Below are 17,678 nucleotides of genomic sequence, written 5' to 3' on the forward strand. Positions count from 1 at the left end.
TTCGTAATACAATAAAACTTAAATACTTTTAATACTATTTCAAATAAAAGCTACTATTCACAATAGTAGCAATTATAATTAAAATCAAAAAGAGGAAAATATGGTGGATATCAAATCTATATTTAATATAAAATATGTTATTGCAGCAGCACTGGCTTTTATTTTGATCATTACCCCTGTAAATGCTGAACTTGGGATCGTTCTTGATAGTCTTTCGCCCCAGCCAGTGGAACCTGGCCAGGATTTTGTGCTTTCAGTAACTCTTTCCAATGAAAATAGCGATGCAAGTGATGTTATGCTTACTCTACTTCCTGATTCGTATATTATATTAAAAAACGAACACGACCGGGTCACTACTATTGGAAATATAATCAAATACGGCGCCTTCACAAAAACCTATCAGCTGCATGCTAATTCTAATGCAGTTTCCGGATCTTATGAAATTGATTTAAGCACCCGCTGGTTGAATAATGGCCAGTTGCGCATATCCAATAAAACCATCAATGTCATTGTAAGGGGGACGCCACAGCTTGCGATCTCAAATATCACAATCACTCCGGAACTGATAAGCCCGCTGGATACGTTTGACATTGCATTTGTAGTTTCAAACGAAGGGGCCGGTATCTCACATGACGTTATAGTCAGTACTGTTACAGAAGGACTGCCTTTTGTTACAGCAGGAACTGATACAAAGGTCATAAAAACACTCGACAGGGGTGAGCAAATTCAGCTGGGATTTCGGATTATGGTTAAAGATAAGGCAGATATCTCATCTTACTCGATCCCTGTAAAGATGGAATATAAAGATGAAAATGGGAAAAATATCAGTTCTCAAAGCACGGTTGGCGTAAAAGTTCTTGGCAGGGCAAAACTTTCCGTCGCAAACATCAAGACCGAACCTCAAAACCCGTCACAGGGTGAACATTTCACAGTTACAATGCGGATTGAGAATTCAGGAACAGGCGATGCTAAATCCTCAAAGATAACGTTTACTACTCCTCTTGAGGGAAATAAAACAGCGTTTCTTGGTAAAATAAAGCCCAATGATGATGCCCCTGCCATATTCACTTTCATCGCATCCGAAAGCGGCAATATTCCATATTCTGCTTCTGTGGAGTTTGAAGATGACTTGGGGATCCACACCCAGACATGGGAACTTAACCAGTATGTGTCCGGCAAAGAAGGGAATAGCCTGATGGCGCCGGTCAGTATTGTTGCAGTCGTTGTTGCAGCGATATTTTATCGATTCAGATGGAAAAAAAGGGCTAATTGACAGGGATAGTAGTAAATCCGCAGTTTAAATAAAGAGGATTATGTTAAGTGACCATAAACTGGCTCTGTTCCTGGCGCAAAAGTCAATAATAAAGGGCAATAAAGGCACATTGGGGTTGACAATATTTATTATGTCCCTCGTTTTTGTAAATTCGGTTTTTGTCTCCTCCCTTTTTCTCGGGCTTACCAATACGATCAACGATCAGATAATCAATACTGTGTATGGAACTGTTGTGATCGAACCGAAGAAAGATGAAAAATTCATCGATGATGTTTATTCCCTGAAACAGAAAATAAGCAGAGTTCCGGGTGTAAAAGGTGTTTCAGCCCAATATATCATGGGGTCTGTGATGTCATATAAGGATAAAAACGGAGCATGGAGCGTGTATTCGATCAATCCGGATGATGAGGTCACAGTTACAACTACACATAATTTTATAATCGATGGTGAATACTTAAGCAAGCTGGATGAAAATGATATCCTGCTGGGAAAAGAGATCGCAGGCGGGTATGGCGGGGATGATGAATCCCGGTCGCTTGGCGGGGTCAAAACAGGTGATTCAATTGACGTATTATTCAATAACGGTGTTAAGCGCACTTACCGCGTAAAAGGCATTTTCGGCGTTAACTTCCAGCGATCAGACAATATTGCATATATAAGCCAAAAAGAGATGACTTCCGTGACAGGTATGGAAGATAAGGCTTCGCAGATACTGATACGGACTGAGGATGTCGGAAATGAGGGACAATTCATTAAACAGTTCCTGGAGCTTGGTATAAATGAAAAAATAAAACCCTGGCAGGATTATGCTTCCATGGTAAAAGAAATAACGCAAAGTTTTGATATAATTTCCATGTTGATATCAGGAATAGGTTTGTTTGTTGCAGGAGTAACGATATTTATTATTATTTATATGAACACTATCAGCAAGCGAAGGCAGATAGGGATATCGCGTGCGGTTGGAATTAAAGAGTCAGTGATAATAAATTCATATTTCATCCAGGCTCTTTTTATAGTGATGAGTGGAATTATTGTGGGATTACTTATCGTGTTTTACATTGTAGCGCCCTGGTTCATCGCACATCCATTGGATTTCCCGATGGGGCCTGTTTCATTATTAATACTTCCTGAAAACGTTTTTATAAATGCGATAAGCCTGGTAATAGCGGCATCGGCTGCCGGGCTGATACCATCAATGATGGCTGTGCGTGAAACCATAATAGAATCGATGTGGGGTGATTAATATAGCAAAAGAGGATCATATCGCAAATGAATATCCGGATGGAACAGGCAAACAAGCCCTTCTCAGGATCCGGAACCTGTGCAGGACTTATATTATGGGTGAAGTGCGGGTCCCTGCGCTCCAGAATGTCTCATTTGATATTGGAAGGGAAGATCCGGAATTTGTGGCCATTATGGGAAAAAGCGGAAGCGGTAAATCAACATTGCTGCACCAGCTCGGATTGCTTGATACACCAACATCCGGCGAGATCATTATAGGCGGTGAGAATGTTTTAAAGATGTCAGAAGCACAAAAGGCAAGATTCAGGCTTGAGCGTTTCGGTTATGTCTTCCAGGAGTATGCGCTGCTGCCCGAACTTACCGCACTTGAGAATGTATATTTACCCGCGATGGCGCTTGGCAGGAAAAAAAAGGAGTGTTTTAAGGCCGCAAGGGAAGTGCTTGGACAGGTAGGGCTTGGTGAAAGGCTGGATCACCGCCCGCGTGAGATGTCAGGAGGAGAACAGCAGCGGGTCGCAATCGCAAGGGCGCTTATAAATAAGCCGGATATACTCTTTGCCGATGAACCTGCTGCAAACCTGGACAGCGTCTCGTCAAAACAGGTCCTTGAACTTTTCAGGAAGCTCAATCGCGAGATGGGGCTTACGATATTGATGGTAACGCATGAGCCTGAAGATAGAAATTACGTTGACAGGGTTATATGGCTTAAGGATGGAGAGCTTGAACAGCATATGGAGATGTTGAAATGAAAATGATAAAACCAGGAAAATATACATGGCCTGTCCTTTTCGGTTTATCAATATTCCTGATGCTGGATGCATCCCTGGCAATCATTGTGGGAGAGCGTTATAGGTATTGGGGATTGGAGAACATGCCTGTATGGTATAGAAATTTTATATTGAATATTTATGAGTCACCCCGACCTGTATTATGGTTGTTAATGTTAACTGAATTCATGGTTGGGTCCGGGCTGTTTTTGATGGTTCGAAAGTTAATAAAAAGGGAGAAATAATGAGGGTTTCGATCGTAAAATGTGAAAACTACGAGCACCAGAAAGTTAAAAGCGCGATTATAAAGAGCCTTGAACTGATAGGCGGCATCGAGGAAATAGTAAAACCCGGCAACACTGTGCTGCTCAAAGTAAATGTTATCATAGGCTTTCCACCTGAGCGCGCCGCGACCACTCATCCCTCAATTGTCGGGGCAATGACAGAAATTGTAAAAGAGGCAGGCGGCATCCCCTGGGTAGGGGACAGCTCGGGCGCATACGGCTACACTGCAAAATCGCTTGAGCTATCGGGAATAAAAAAAGCCTGTGAAGAATACGGTGGCAAGCTCATTAATTTTGAGTCAACAGGCGTGTATTCCATGAATATCGATGGCCAGATATTGAAAACAGCCAACATCGCAAAATCTGCTATCGATTGCGATGTGCTTGTTTCCATGCCAAAAATGAAAACTCACCAGCTTACAAAATATACAGGTGCAGTCAAGAATTTTTACGGCGTAATCCCGGGGTCGGGGAAGGCCGCCATACACAGGCAGGCGCCGACCGAGGAGAGACTTAGCCAGGCTGTGGTCGATATTTATTCTGCCCTGAAGCCGCAGCTTGCAGTAATGGACGGCGTCGTGGGTATGGAGGGGGAAGGCGCAACGAACGGGACGCCGGTAGCCTCCAACGTAATACTCTCAAGCAAAGATTGCGTAGCACTGGATGCAGTGGCCTCTGAGATCATGGGATTCCCGCATAAGGATATACTGACTACGCGTTTCACGAACGAGAGGGGGCTGGGGATCGGGGAACTTGATAAAATCGAGGTGATGGGTGAAAAAATAAATGACGTCAGGCTGGATTTTAAGAAATCGAGATATCTGTACTATAAATTGCCAGCATTCATGGGAAAATTCATGTTTAAATCTGCTGAAAATATTTCAAAAGTAGCAATTTCTGAAAAGGATTGCAAGCGATGTGGGATTTGTCTTGAAAGTTGTCCGGCCTCTGCAATCACACTTGAACCGCGGCCATTGATCGACCAGGAAAAATGCATAAAATGCTATTGCTGCCATGAGCTGTGCAGGAATGGCGCTGTTAAATTGAAAACCTCTTTCCTGGGCAGGCAATTATTGAAAAGCATGAAATATAGCCAGCCATGATCAATAGGAATAATTTATTATCTCAAGAAAGTATAATTAACATGAGAAAACATGATTTTAAACTTCCAGCTTACAAATGTGGAATCGAAAGTTTATTCAACTGCTGATGATATCCGAAAATACAAGAATATCAATATAAATTATGATGTAAATCTTAAAAATCCGTCATTAGTTGTCCAGAATACCCCATTTGGGGAAAAATCAGTATTAAGGATTGAGTACACTTTTGCCATCAATTATCTTAGCCCCAATATCGGTCACATCAGGTTTGAGGGTATGACGGATTATTACAGTGATGAGGATTTAAAAGCCCTGAAGGAAAAATGGGACTCAGGAAAAGCGCCGGGGGACATACAGAACGAGCTGGCAAACACAATGGTTGCAAATCTTGCGCCTCTTGCGTTACTGCTCTCAAAATCACTTGGTCTTCCGCCATCTATGCCTATTCCGGTAATTAATTTCCAGCAGCAAGCACAAAAGAAAAAGGAAGAGCCGACTTTTTATCACGGTTAACAGTCCTTTATTGCACTCATTTCAATTAGTGGATTTGATTTGCAGAGTAAAGCAGTGCCCTTTCAGGCACCACCTCCTCATCAAACTGCACGGACGGATTTCCCGTATGCAGCTTTCGTCCGGCGTATCCCGTTGCAGGAAATGTTTTCATCCAGCATTGAAGAAAGCGAAACCAGTCCCATCTTAGAAAACTCAGCAGGATGTATCCCGAAAACAAGTATCTTCAGAGTACGCCTCTTAGCTACAAAGCTCCTTAAGCGTCCCCTGATATATCCATCAAGCTCCTCGAACGATTTCTTCACAGTGCCGCCCTTGAAATAGTTCCCCCAACCCCGGATAACCGGGTTGATGGATTCTATCACCGTCTCAAGGTTCTTAGGCTGCTTCCGACGTGTTCTAAGTTTTATCTCTTCCTTGAACCTCTTCCTCGTCTTATCCCTCGGTCTTCTCCATCTTCCATTGAAGTGAAAACCAAGGAATTCAACCCCTTTCTTTCTTGCATGTATGATCTTTGTCTTCTCAGGACTGGGTTTCAACTTCAACTCTCCCTCAAGGATTTCCTTTGCCCGCTTCAGTGCATCTTTTGCATCCGATTCGAACTTGCAGAAAATAACGATGTCATCGGCGTACCTGAGGAGCAGATAACCATAATCTCCCATTCTCCTGTCAAAGTGATTCAGATAAATGTTCGACAGCAGGGGACTGAGGTTTCCACCCTGAGGAGTGCCTTCAAGGCTCTCCTCAAAAATGCCTTCGTTCATTATTCCGCTCTTAAGGAACGATTCTACAAGAGAAAGAACTCTCCCGTCTGCGATCTTCTCACATACAAGATCCATCATTATCTGATGGTCAACATGGTCGAAGAATCCCTCGACATCTGCATCCACTACCCAGTGGTAGCCTTTCTCAAGGTATGCTTCACTCTTCTTGACTGCCGCATGGGCATCAGTATTGGGTCTGTAACCATGGCTCTGGGGAAGGAATATTTCTTCAAAGATCGGTTCGAATACGTTCTTCAGTGCCTGCTGGACTACTCTGTCTCTTACTGTAGGAATCCCAAGTTTCCTCATCTTCCAGTTGTCCTTCGGGATCAACACTCTTAAGACCGGGCTTGGTTCATAGCGTTTCTCTTTGAGCAGTCTCTGTATCTCGGCTAAATTCTGTGATAGATTCTGTTCAAATTGTTCAATGGTTATGTTATCGATTCCTGCACTTCCTTTGTTTGCTTTTACGCTTTTCCATGCTTGCTCAAGGTTCTTTTGATCCCATACTTTGTGTATCAGGGCAAATGTCTTGAACTTGTCATGGTATTGCTGATTCCATTTTTTCATTTACTGTCTCCATCGGTTTTGGTTTCCAGCAGTTGTTCCACTATCTTCATATACTGTCACCAGAGAGCGTTTTATTGCCGTTTCGGCTATGCTTACCGTTCTGGTATCTTCTCTTAATCTGATCGGTGTTATCGTGCTGTTCACCTCTACTCTGTCCAGACTGGAACCCCTTCACTCGGCAGGTTTTTCCCTTGACAGAGTCGCCCCCTGCATCCATCGATGCAGGTTCTCTGTCTCATTGGCTCTGCCGTCATCGCTACTATGGGTTCTTCCGACTTCTTGCAGCGCATCACTTTGGTTTTCCCATAAGGTTATGCCTCTGTTACCTGTATCCCTTCAGTTGGATTCAGTTACCCAGAAACGTGTAGGGTGTTAATCCAGCTTCATGGAGGACACTGCAAGACCTCCCCTGGTCACGATAGAAAGCATTCGCAGCCATCCCTGCCATAGCACCCTAATGTTCATTACTCTGTCCAAGCTTCCGCATGTGACTGGAACGTCGCATCGCATTAAGGCCAATATTGGTTCACTGGTGTTCAGGGCTGTGGTTGCCGATACGGGAACTCCGAACAATACATCACTGTACCGCTCCTCCCTTCTCTTCATCCGGGGACAGACCCGGAAGGTGGGATTTTAACCCTTTGGACATAACACCCCAAGGGGTGTCTTTTTTTTTTTCAGATGTCCTGTTTGTTAGACTTTCTTTCTATCGTTTCAAGGCACGAAGTCACGAACCTCGTGATGAATCACGAGGCATCAAGGCGTAGGTGCAGGTGTTTTCTATCGTTTATGTTTTTCTTGCTTTTAGCGACAAAAATGGGGGGACAAAATATGCTGTACAAATTCTTATTAATTCTTAAAATCTATAGATTTTTCTTTTAGATAAACAGATGTTCCATCGTAGATATAATCTTGAGTTGGTGTGTTACGGAAAAGTAATCTGATAATCCATACAAACCTCGGAAAAGGTCTCTTAAGGATATCTATTTTATTATTGAAAGTTTTTTTTAATAAAAATTTTTTATATTTCTTTACTTGCATTAAGTATAGCTGAGGGATCAACCCTTCTTGTCTTTTCTCTAATTTTCTCTTTTTTTTCAGAAACCCTTGGTATACTGAAATAAAACTCATCCTAATCTTTGGGTAGATGGGAACCATCAACTTATACACTAACACATCACTGCATCCATATAATTCAGTCCACTCGTTTCTCCATTGAGTAAAATTCCCAACAGGCAATACTCGGCTATAAGGACCAATTTGATCGTCATGGATATATAACTCTTTTATGATACCTTCTTCTTGGTTATAACCACTTATTACCGCTGCGTGTTTACCATGTAAGTTCTTTTTGTATATATTTACCTTGCCATATTCTATCTTAGTATGGAATTCAGCTATTGTACTTTCGTTGATCTTTAATTCTACTTTGCTAATCTCATTGTTAAGTTTTAGCGAAAGAAAATTATTTTCATAACTTAATTTAATACTCCTATTGTCATCGGTTTTCGCAATTTCTGCAAATTCTACCCAATTAATACCAAAATTCCGTATCAGGAATTCTATGAGTCTCCTGTTATCGTTTCCTGGAATTTCATCCCAGCCAAACAAAAACTCATCTGTAAATAATATTAGGGCGGCAATAACAGGTAATCCCATGCCAGTAAAAGCTCTCACAGCATCTATAACAATATCATCCTTAGAAGTATAATCTTTTAATTTTTTGATTTTTTCTATGTCAATGAATTCAGTTTCCAAATTAATTGAATTAAAGTAACTTTTCATTTGGAGCAATGTAAGGCCTGTAGAGGGAAAATTACGCTCTTCAAGCGATGGAAAAGAAACAGATTTTTCGGTTACTTCGAACGGCGAATACTTTTGTACTCCAAAAAGGGTATTCAATGGGTGAAGCGCAGTCCAACATGCCGCCGTAGCGCAAGCACCAACTGCCCTATCTTGTGGCTGGAAAGGTAATGAATCGATTTCCAGTGGAATACCAAAAAGTGACACATTGTATTTATCACTTATATGAAATAAGTCTTCATTTTCTTTATTATCATCAGCGGGATATTTTTTCAAAATAGTACGTCCTATCAGTGGATCACCAATCGAGTTTTCAATAGGTTTTTTTACAACAAAACCAAGATAGGATTTTCTCAATTTTTCAAAAAATATTTCATCGCCCTTTATCAACGCATTTTCAAAAACATCATCGGAAAAGGCTTCAGAGAAAAAGTGCAAACGAGTTGTAAACTTATCATATTCTTTGAATGATCGGGCATAAAATTTAGAGTAGTCGATTATATAATCTTTATCAATATATCTCTTTTCAACAACACATGTACTTGCCCCCCATTTATCGAGATAGCGAAATATATACTTACTTTGATTTGAATCGCCCAATATGTTACGAACTTGATCGATAGTGAATACTAATTTGGAAGAATCATCGGATATATTCATTTAAATCGTAAAGGGGCTTAACAGATCTTCAGTAGATAAAATGCTAAATTCCCGGCGTGTATTCTCTATTTCCTCCACTGTTTCCTTGTCAAATATGCTCCTTAACTCATTCCTTATTTCATCAAGTTTTGGTTCAATTTTTGTCCTAATTATTTCCAAGTCTTTTTGATCTCCAGCCAAAACAAATTCCTCCCAAATTTTTAATTGTTCTCTCAACGTATATTAATTTAATGTTATTTTCCAAAAGGAAAAGAATTGTAGATATATGCATATTTTTAAATCCAAACCGCTTTATGCTTATCATTGAATCCACATCTACAATCTTATTAAACTAAGTTTCGACTCGTATGATTATATGATATATAAACTTTTCTTTATTTATATTTTGTGGTAATAATTATGATGGGGTAGAAAAAACTCATATTCATAATACATGCTATTTCTTAAATCTCAATTGCTTTTTATGTCATCTTCAGGTTCTTACTGTCCCCTTATTACTGCTCCATAAATCATATTGTTTTCAGTCTTTTGGATGCACATAGTGCCTATCGTTTTCAGTCACTACAAACCCCGGACTTAAGGCCGAGCCTCCAGCTTACGTTTTTGGCTAATAGTTATCCATCGTGGCTTTAACGCTATTTTTATACTCATCTTTGAGCGAATAGACGTTATGGTCTCCTTTTACATCTATTCTCAAAATGCCAAGTCTTGTATTCATAAGACCGACCATCGCTGAAATCCCCCTGTAGTTGACATCAAATCCCTGTTGCTTAAGAAGATCAAATACATTCTGTGTAGTGTAAGGTTTCTCATTGAGAAACAATTTCAAGACTGACTTCCTGATTCCGGTTTCATCTCGTGCCAGATATTTTGTAAGTCTTGTTTTCAGGTCATCATTTTCTTTTCTGGTCAGTGAAACCACCAATTCCCATTATTCGATTTTTAGAGTTTATACCTTTCCATGTATCAAAGCGGAGTCTTTTCCACGACCATCCCGTTTTTCATGGGATATCTCTCAATTACTGACACTTTGCATCCGATTTTTTTCAAATCATCTGCAAGGTTCCGGGCTATCCACCAGGCTGTATCAACAGTACCATGTTTTTCAATGAACATTTCCTCCTGTGCTCCTGCCTCTTTCAGGAAAGACACGCAATCCCCTTCGATAATGCCATAGACAAGTGTCCCATCATCAGTGATCTCATCAAAACACCGTGCGGATTTTTTTGCTATCCGCTTAAATCTTTCCCGGAGCTGTACTGCGTCCTTGAATCTTGAAGAACAAAAATGCAGCTTATCAAAATCCAGGGATTCTGCAACTTCTTTACTTCCAAGTGCTGCACAGGAAGTATCATTAACAGGCACATATCCTCTGTTCTTAAGTTCAGCCAGGTTTGTTTCTGAAAATTCAAGCTCGTTTAAGTTCAAGAAACCATCGACTTCCTTTAATAATGAAATTACTCCGCTAAAGTCGCAGGTTATTGACGGGATCTCGATCCCTGCTGACATACCCATTTTATGTGCTTCAATGACCGAGGCCCTGTAATAAATGCCAATATTTTGAAGCATATTCCGGGGAGGATGAAACCTGATTTCGTCAAGACCTGCTTTTCTTAACGATTCAAGTACTGTTTTATCCGGGGCAAGGGCTGTATATAAATGAATATGATGCGATTCCCCAAACTTATTTTTCAGTAACTTAATATAATGAACCACCCGGTCTAACCTTAAGAGCGGCTCCCCGCCTGTAATCCCGGTACCGAGGGCATCCATTGAAATGGCCTCTTCTATCAGGTCTTCATCCCTGTTAACAGGTCTTTCATTTGCAAATATTTTATCATTCTCGCGCCGTTCATTTGAAACCGGACAATAAAAGCAATTCTTCCCGCATACTCCTGTAACAAACAGGACCATTTTTGCCCCTTTATAACATAAGCGGCATCCTTCGGGAAGGTAATTGAAAAAAGAACCACTGTTATCTTTTTCCATGTGTTACTTACTGCGGGTTATTATATAATCACCCATTTCATTGAGCTTTGTTTTGGCGTAGCTGTCATCAAAGCTCTCGATCTGGCATTTTGCAATATCTATCTCTTCTATTGCTACGTTCTTTGCGTTTTCAATCGACTCAGAAACAAGATGCATGAGTTCCCCATTATTGCATTTCATCATTCTTTCGATCGATATCCCTGAATTAATCGCATCAAGCAGTACAATGGATGGCCTTCCCATAAAAAGATCTTTCTTCACAGGCTTACCCAGGTCATCTTCCTTTGAAATACAATCCAGTATATCATCACGTATCTGGAAAGCAAGACCAATGTGATTTCCGAATTCCTTGAGCTTTTTTATCTGGGTCTTGTCTCCCCCGCCAACAAGAGCACCAACTTCTGCTGCCGAACTGAAAAGCGACCCGGTTTTCCTGAAAGCAAGGTCAAGATAGCCTTTCTTATCCTTTGCAAATTCCACAAGTTCCATTGCTTCGCCTTCTCCCATATAGAACAGTGAATCCGCAATAGCATGGATGAGCCTCGGATCCCTGGCTGCGATCCTGAGTGAGAGCGCTGCAAGGATCTGTACTGTCAGCAAAGCCATATCGGTGCCCCACAAAGTATGGACTGTGGATCGGCCGCGTCTTTTTTCAGATTTATCGATCACATCATCCAGTACGAGCGATGAGGAATGAATCAATTCAATAGATGCTGCTGCAAAGCAGGCTTTTTCGGCTGTACCGCCAACTGCTTCACTGGCAAGTGTCACAAGAGCCGGCCTGATGCGTTTTCCTTTTGATAATATGGCATAACTGACTGCTGCGGCAAGTTCAGGAGGTTTTATATCCATAAGCAGGTTTGGCATTTCTCCGTCCACCAATCTTGCGCGCTGTGCCAAAAGTTGCTCAATGTCCATTATTACACCCATACCTTGAATACATAAAAAGGATTTCTATTTCGAAGCATATTTCTTCATAACTTACATTACTCATAAATAGATTTTATCTTTTATTTTGAGAATCCCGATTGATTTATGATGATAATTCTTTCTCATATATCCAGCTTACGCATCCTATTAACGGCTTCATTTATCCTGTCCACCGATTGCGTTAAAGCGAATCGTACATACCCTTCGCCATATTCTCCGAACCCGATGCCAGGTGTTGCCACAATTCCTGCTTTTTCAAGAAGCATCTTTGAAAAATCAGCTGCTTTTCCATTTACATGCGCCCATACATAGAAAGTAGCTCTGGGCGGTTTTACATCAAGCCCCAGTTCCTTCAAGCCGGTAAGGAGAGCATCACGCCTTTCCTTATAAATGTTATTCATATCACGCACACAATCCTGAGGTCCGGTGAGCGCTGCAACCCCTGCTTCCTGGATAACTTCAAATGCACCTGAATCCACATTCGTTTTGACCTTTCCAAGACCAGCCAGTATTTCGCTGTTCCCGACCGCAAAACCAAGTCTCCATCCGGTCATATTATATGTTTTTGAAAGGGAATGCATCTCGATCCCGACATCCTTTGCACCGCTGGCATTCAGGAAACTTGGAGCCTTATATCCATCATAAGTCATTTCCGAATAGGCATCATCGTGTACTACTATGATCTCAAATTCATTTGCAAAATCCACAACTTCTTCAAAGAATTTTATGGATGCAGTTGCAGATGTAGGATTATTGGGATAATTCAGGAACATGAGCTTTGCCTTTTTTGCTACATCTTTTGGTATTGCATCAAGGTCTGGCAGGAACTCATTCCCGGCAAGTAAGGGCATCTTAAAAGGTTTAGCGCTTGCAAGGATAGAACCGATATTATAAACAGGATAACCGGGATCCGGAACTAAAGACACATCCCCGGGGTTCAGGAAAGCGAGCGGGATATGGGCTATGCCTTCCTTTGAACCGATAAGTGTGAGAACTTCGTCCTCAGAGTTTAAGGTCACGTTCATCGTTCTCCTGTACCAATCTGCTGCTGCTGTCCTGAAAGACAACATGCCTTCATAAGATGGATACTTGTGCCTGGCCGGATTATCAATGGATTTTTTCATCGCATCAACAATATGCGGCGGAGTAGGCATGTCCGGGTCGCCTATTCCAAGGTTAATGACATCAACGCCTTTTTTTATGATTTCGGCTTTTGCTTTATCGATAGCGGCAAATAAATAAGGTGGTAATGAATTGATCCTTTCAGCGTACTTAATCATGGGGCTTTTTGATGTGTTTAAGGTATATAATATATGAGCTTTTTATTTTTAGGCTGAAAAACGAAGCAAAAGCAAAAAATTTTTATTCCGGATTGGATTAATTAAATCTCAATCCTCTTTATCATCCTCTTCGTCTTCTTTTCCTGCCTCAAGCAGCAATTCACCATATATTAATTTTTCAATGATCTGGGAAACAAAAAGACGCTTATGATATTTTTCTATATTTTCATTCAGATGAAGCTGTGAATCGATCTGGACCCTTAGCAATATGAACCTGAATTTTTCAAGGTCGTCGATTTCAAGAGATTTTATGGTTTCCAGAAAATATGGCAATTTATCGGGATCATCCACGACCTGTGCTATAATCAGGATGCTATCATGGATTTTTTCAATATCCACATCCATCTGGCCTGTTAGAAGTTCCAATGTCTTTAATGAATATTTCTTATCCTTGAAAAAAATAATATCCATAATAACCATGTATTCTATATCTAATAAGTCCTATATTACCCCAGCGGAGAAAAATGGATACACCCGTAATTTTAAAAATATTCAGTAAAGGAAAGATGAAAGATTATTTTGTTAAGCCTGAGGGCGAAATGCATACTGACCTCGGGATTATAAAACTTGATGAACTTAAAACGAAAAACTTCGGGGATAAGATAAGTTCTCATCTGGGTGAGGAATTTATCATCCAGAAACCCCGTGCACCTGATTTTTTTATTCATGCTAAACGCAGTGGAGCCCCCATGATGCCAAAAGATATCGGAGTGATTATTTCAAATACAGGCCTTTGCTCTTCGGATCAAGTACTGGATGCAGGAACCGGTTCCGGGATACTTGCAATATATCTTGGAGGCATTGCAAAAAAGGTCATAACATATGAAGTAAGAGAAGAGTTCGTGGAAATAGCCAGGAATAATATTGCTCTCACAGGTCTTTCAAACATAGAATGCAGGCATGGAGATATTGTAGAAGAGATCTGTAAATTAGATGAGAATGAAAAATTTGATGTTATAACACTTGATACTATTGCTGCTGCCCGGGTAATTCCATATGTCCCGGATGTCATTTATCCGGGTGGTTTTCTTGTCACATATTCACCTTTTTTTGAGCAGGCAAAAGAGATCAGGGAAGCCATTGGAAAAACGAATTATATAGATGTCACGACTATAGAGACTCTGGAACGGGAGATTTCCTTCACGGACAGGGGAACACGACCCGCAACCGCAAGAGTAGGCCATACAGGTTTTATTACAATAGCCAGATATTAATTATATCAGGAAAAACTGAAATAAACAATAATAAAGCTTAAACTCATTTTTTCTTTTATGATAGCCCCTCTGCTACCAAATTTCAAATTGAATAAGGTAATGGAATAGTAAATCTTATTACCTATGTAATTGTTTCATACAAATGATGAGACTTGTCTTTATCTGCATATTTTTAATTTTAGGAGCAAATATAGTAGCGGCGCAGCCTGTGCCGTCTGCTCAGTCCATAATAACAGTTAATATTAATGAAAGTGGAGATGCGGTATGGACCATGGAAAAGTTCTTTCCTCTTTCACAATCAGATTTAAACCAATGGGAAAGTGCCATAAAAACCGGCCAGAACATGTCCAATTATAGAAATATTCCGGATTACGAGATTATTATCAAATCATTTCAGGATTCGGCAGTTAATTTCTCAAACCGCACGATGGAAGTTGAACCCTTCAATATTTCATATGATACGAGGAAAACACTTTCAGAGGGACTCGGAATTATAAGATATACCTTTAAATGGACAAATTTTTCTTACAATGATTCAGAAAAAATATATATAGGGGATGCCTTCCCGGGTGGTCTCCTTCTCCTTTCACCAGATAACCAGCTGATAATCAAGATACCTGATGGATATAATGTTACAAACGTGACACCTGCTTATGATAAAAAGAATGGGAACCGTTTGATATGGGATGGGACTCTTTATAGTAATCTCAGTAGCGGAGAACCATTTATTGTAATTTCTCGCCAGAACGTAACAAGTCAGAACGTAACAGGTGCAGGGAATGAAAATGAATCATGGCTGGGAAAATGGCCAATCCTGGAGATCGTTATAATTTTCCTTTCTATTATAGCAGTATTAGCTTTTATCAGATTATGGAAAAAAAGGCGTTCAGGAAATGTATCCACAGCAGAAATGGTATCACAGATGCCAAAAGAAATGCTTCATGAAATCTCTGAGATCCCTGGAGCATGGACAACAATTGTAGAATCTGTTCAAAATCAATTTGGAAATGAATCCATAGAAGAATTAGAGAAGGCTGCAAGAGAACAGAGAATGAAAAACATGGGGCTTGATCCCAGTATTCCACTTTCCGAATTGGCAAAAGAAGATCTGGAGGATGAGGAAATGGTAAAGCAATTCCTCATCAGGTCAGGTGGACAGGCGTATCAAACCGATATTGTTGAACACAGCGGACTATCAAAATCCAAGATCAGCATGGTTCTTTCCAAAATGAAAGACGATGGTATGATAATAAAGATAAGAAAAGGTAAAGAGAATCTGATAAGGCTGGTTCAGTGAACCATAAATTAAGGATAAATAAAATGAAAATATTCTTTGCTGGTTCCATCAGGGGAGGCCGGGGTATGCTGCCAGCTTATATCCAGATAATCGAAAAGCTCAAAATGCAGGGACACACGGTCGTAAGCGAACACGTAGCATCTGAAGTCCTTGAGGAAACTGAAGCAAAAATAACTGATGAAGAAATATTCAAAAATGATTTAGGATATATTGATAGGTGTGAATGCCTTGTTGCTGAAGTAACGGTTTCCTCGATCGGTGTTGGTTACGAGATCGGTTATGCAGTATCAAAAGGCAAACTTGTCCTTTGCATTTACAGGGAGGAGGCGAATGTTTCAGCCATGGTGCGGGGAAACAGGCAAATCATATCTGTTCCATATACGAATATGGAAGAATTGGGACATATCTTCACGATGCATTTACCAAGCAATTAAAAATCAAACAACGAACTCTGGGCTTTAACTTCCTTCTTTACAGGAATCTCCAGGCGCTCATTTTCCAGTTCTTTCTTTCCTTGTTCTCTATTTTCTGATTTTTTCTTTTCCGATTCAGGATTTTGATTTTCCGGTTCAGTATTTTCATTTTTCTGTTCCCTGGCTCCGAATCCTCCGAATAGCTCAACCTCATGCTCCGTTTCTTTTTCAATCAATAATTGAGCGCTTTCATATATTTTCTGGATCTTCTTTGTAACAGTCTTTGATTCGATTAGATATGCAATTTCTTCTGGTTCAAGTCCCAGTAAAGCAGTGATATGGGGCGCGTATTCATCATCTTTCATCATGATCCTGAAAAACGGGAATAACTGTGATCTGGTAAAACTCATAGAAACATGGCAGTGCATGCCAATTTTTTTTGCAGTAGAATCCCGGACCATCCTCATCCCTTTAGTCTGCCCCAGCTTTCTCCATAACGACGGCGGCTGGTATTTTATAAAACCGCTGTTTCGATGAGACCTTGCGACCATAACGCCGGCTGTCATCAGTACCCCTGCATATCTCCACATATTGTAATTCTGCCTTCTTTTCACCCTGCCAAGAAAAACTGTTGATTTTCCAAGATAATGATATCCCTGCGCAAGGTCATGTGGTGAGGTATATTCAAGATGAAGATTCTCATCCATCCACTGTATCAGATCATCCGGGTTCTCATCAAGATGAAAAGCTGCATCATGAGCCTCACGGATATTTGTGCTTTTAAAGATTTTTGCAAGAAACTTGAAGATGTTTTCCTTACTATCCCTTTCACCTGTAATTATATCCTCGATCTGGATCGAGGGCTTACCCTGGGCAATAGCCTGAAGATCATTTATCGCGCTTCTAATATCCCCGTTCGCATTCTCGGCAATTTTCTCAATAACTCCCGGACCGTATTTTATTCCTTCAGCCTCAACGATTCTTTTTAGCGCCGGGATCATGGAACGCGACATCACGGAATTGAATTGTATGGGTTTACACGCAGTCCTGAGGCCGGGAGACATATCATAAAGTTCATTTGCTATAAGAATGATGGGCTGGCTTGTTTTCTTGATCAGTTCCACTATTGCCCGCTCACCTCCACGGTCAGCTGTGCCGTGGATATTGTCTGCTTCGTCCATGATGATCAACCGTTTTACTCCTGTTCCATCCAGTGTTCCCATCCTGGAAGCAGATCCTGCAACCTTATCAATGATATCCGCTGTGCGCTGGTCGCTTGCATTTAGCTCAATGACTTCCCAGCCCATCTCCCTGGCAAGAGCATGAGCTGTCGTAGTTTTACCTATTCCTGCCCTGCCGTATAACACAACAGCCCTGTTTTCGGGAATACCGCACATCCAGGACTTAGCCCATGCTTTTAGCTCCTCTACCGGTTTATTGTGTCCAACAATGGCAGATAAGGTCTGCGGGCGGTATTTTTCAGTCCAGTCAAGAGTCATGGTTTACCTGTAGTTCAACT

Annotated in this window: 18 protein-coding genes; 9 read left to right on the plus strand and 9 right to left on the minus strand. The window is 40.8% G+C overall.

The features are described 5' to 3' along the window. The first annotated feature begins 100 nt into the window (after window positions 1-100). The 6 genes from CL181_RS12875 to CL181_RS12900 are packed head-to-tail and all read left to right on the plus strand — an operon-like array spanning window position 101 to window position 5,182. On the plus strand, window positions 101-1,273 hold the full coding sequence (locus CL181_RS12875) for a COG1361 S-layer family protein (RefSeq protein ID WP_097299717.1): 1,173 nt from the start codon (window positions 101-103) through the stop codon (window positions 1,271-1,273). A 40-nt stretch (window positions 1,274-1,313) separates the two neighbouring features. Further along, entirely contained in the window at window positions 1,314-2,516 is a 1,203-nt protein-coding gene (locus CL181_RS12880) for an ABC transporter permease (protein WP_097299718.1), read from the plus strand. Beyond that, window positions 2,509-3,264: an ABC transporter ATP-binding protein gene (locus CL181_RS12885; RefSeq protein WP_255251564.1), complete on the plus strand. Its 756-nt coding sequence runs from the start codon at window positions 2,509-2,511 to the stop codon at window positions 3,262-3,264. The genes CL181_RS12880 and CL181_RS12885 overlap by 8 nt, the downstream gene beginning before the upstream one ends. Continuing rightward, on the plus strand, window positions 3,261-3,527 hold the full coding sequence (locus CL181_RS12890) for a hypothetical protein (protein ID WP_097299719.1): 267 nt from the start codon (window positions 3,261-3,263) through the stop codon (window positions 3,525-3,527). The genes CL181_RS12885 and CL181_RS12890 overlap by 4 nt, the downstream gene beginning before the upstream one ends. After that, a complete protein-coding gene (locus CL181_RS12895; RefSeq protein WP_097299720.1) occupies window positions 3,527-4,669 on the plus strand; it encodes a DUF362 domain-containing protein in 1,143 nt (380 codons plus the stop codon). The genes CL181_RS12890 and CL181_RS12895 overlap by 1 nt, the downstream gene beginning before the upstream one ends. Before the next feature lie 51 nt (window positions 4,670-4,720). Beyond that, window positions 4,721-5,182 (plus strand): hypothetical protein, encoded by a 462-nt coding sequence (locus CL181_RS12900; protein ID WP_097299721.1) that lies wholly within the window; start codon window positions 4,721-4,723, stop codon window positions 5,180-5,182. A gap of 80 nt (window positions 5,183-5,262) precedes the next feature. Here CL181_RS12900 and ltrA read toward each other — a convergent pair whose 3' ends face one another. The 8 genes from ltrA to CL181_RS12935 all read right to left on the minus strand — a co-directional run bounded on the left by ltrA (window position 5,263) and on the right by CL181_RS12935 (window position 13,646). Then, complete coding sequence (ltrA, locus tag CL181_RS12905; RefSeq protein ID WP_097299722.1) at window positions 5,263-6,513, minus strand: group II intron reverse transcriptase/maturase; 1,251 nt, start codon at window positions 6,511-6,513, stop codon at window positions 5,263-5,265. Between the two features lie 849 nt (window positions 6,514-7,362). Continuing rightward, window positions 7,363-8,916, minus strand: coding sequence for a hypothetical protein (locus CL181_RS12910; protein WP_141398904.1), 1,554 nt, complete (start codon window positions 8,914-8,916; stop codon window positions 7,363-7,365). A gap of 60 nt (window positions 8,917-8,976) precedes the next feature. After that, window positions 8,977-9,156, minus strand: a complete 180-nt coding sequence (locus tag CL181_RS19805) for a hypothetical protein (RefSeq protein ID WP_141398905.1) — start codon at window positions 9,154-9,156, stop codon at window positions 8,977-8,979. 427 nt (window positions 9,157-9,583) lie between these two features. After that, on the minus strand, window positions 9,584-9,898 hold the full coding sequence (locus CL181_RS12915; RefSeq protein ID WP_097299724.1) for a DUF2551 domain-containing protein: 315 nt from the start codon (window positions 9,896-9,898) through the stop codon (window positions 9,584-9,586). Between the two features lie 44 nt (window positions 9,899-9,942). After that, window positions 9,943-10,965, minus strand: a complete 1,023-nt coding sequence (locus tag CL181_RS12920; RefSeq protein ID WP_097299725.1) for a radical SAM protein — start codon at window positions 10,963-10,965, stop codon at window positions 9,943-9,945. Window positions 10,966-10,968: 3 nt separating this feature from the next. Then, window positions 10,969-11,883 carry a polyprenyl synthetase family protein gene (locus tag CL181_RS12925; protein WP_176505218.1) on the minus strand — a complete coding sequence of 305 codons (915 nt, stop codon included), beginning with the start codon at window positions 11,881-11,883 and terminating at the stop codon, window positions 10,969-10,971. Between the two features lie 134 nt (window positions 11,884-12,017). Continuing rightward, window positions 12,018-13,175, minus strand: coding sequence for an LL-diaminopimelate aminotransferase (locus CL181_RS12930; protein ID WP_097299727.1), 1,158 nt, complete (start codon window positions 13,173-13,175; stop codon window positions 12,018-12,020). A 108-nt stretch (window positions 13,176-13,283) separates the two neighbouring features. After that, window positions 13,284-13,646 carry a hypothetical protein gene (locus CL181_RS12935; RefSeq protein WP_141398906.1) on the minus strand — a complete coding sequence of 121 codons (363 nt, stop codon included), beginning with the start codon at window positions 13,644-13,646 and terminating at the stop codon, window positions 13,284-13,286. Between the two features lie 53 nt (window positions 13,647-13,699). On the opposite strand from CL181_RS12935, the gene CL181_RS12940 reads away from it, so the two are divergent. From CL181_RS12940 to CL181_RS12950, 3 genes are all read left to right on the plus strand, one after another. Then, window positions 13,700-14,449, plus strand: a complete 750-nt coding sequence (locus CL181_RS12940; RefSeq protein ID WP_097299729.1) for a tRNA (adenine-N1)-methyltransferase — start codon at window positions 13,700-13,702, stop codon at window positions 14,447-14,449. A gap of 142 nt (window positions 14,450-14,591) precedes the next feature. After that, the gene (locus CL181_RS12945; RefSeq protein ID WP_141398907.1) at window positions 14,592-15,746 is read left to right on the plus strand and encodes a hypothetical protein; all 1,155 of its coding nucleotides are present in this window, start codon (window positions 14,592-14,594) and stop codon (window positions 15,744-15,746) included. Window positions 15,747-15,769: 23 nt separating this feature from the next. After that, window positions 15,770-16,180 carry a nucleoside 2-deoxyribosyltransferase gene (locus tag CL181_RS12950; RefSeq protein ID WP_141398908.1) on the plus strand — a complete coding sequence of 137 codons (411 nt, stop codon included), beginning with the start codon at window positions 15,770-15,772 and terminating at the stop codon, window positions 16,178-16,180. Here CL181_RS12950 and CL181_RS12955 read toward each other — a convergent pair. Then, the gene (locus CL181_RS12955; RefSeq protein ID WP_097299732.1) at window positions 16,177-17,658 is read right to left on the minus strand and encodes a replication factor C large subunit; all 1,482 of its coding nucleotides are present in this window, start codon (window positions 17,656-17,658) and stop codon (window positions 16,177-16,179) included. The genes CL181_RS12950 and CL181_RS12955 overlap by 4 nt on opposite strands. Window positions 17,659-17,678 lie beyond the last annotated feature (20 nt).

The sequence above is a fragment of the Candidatus Methanoperedens sp. BLZ2 genome, from assembly GCF_002487355.1.
GTDB lineage: Archaea > Halobacteriota > Methanosarcinia > Methanosarcinales > Methanoperedenaceae > Methanoperedens.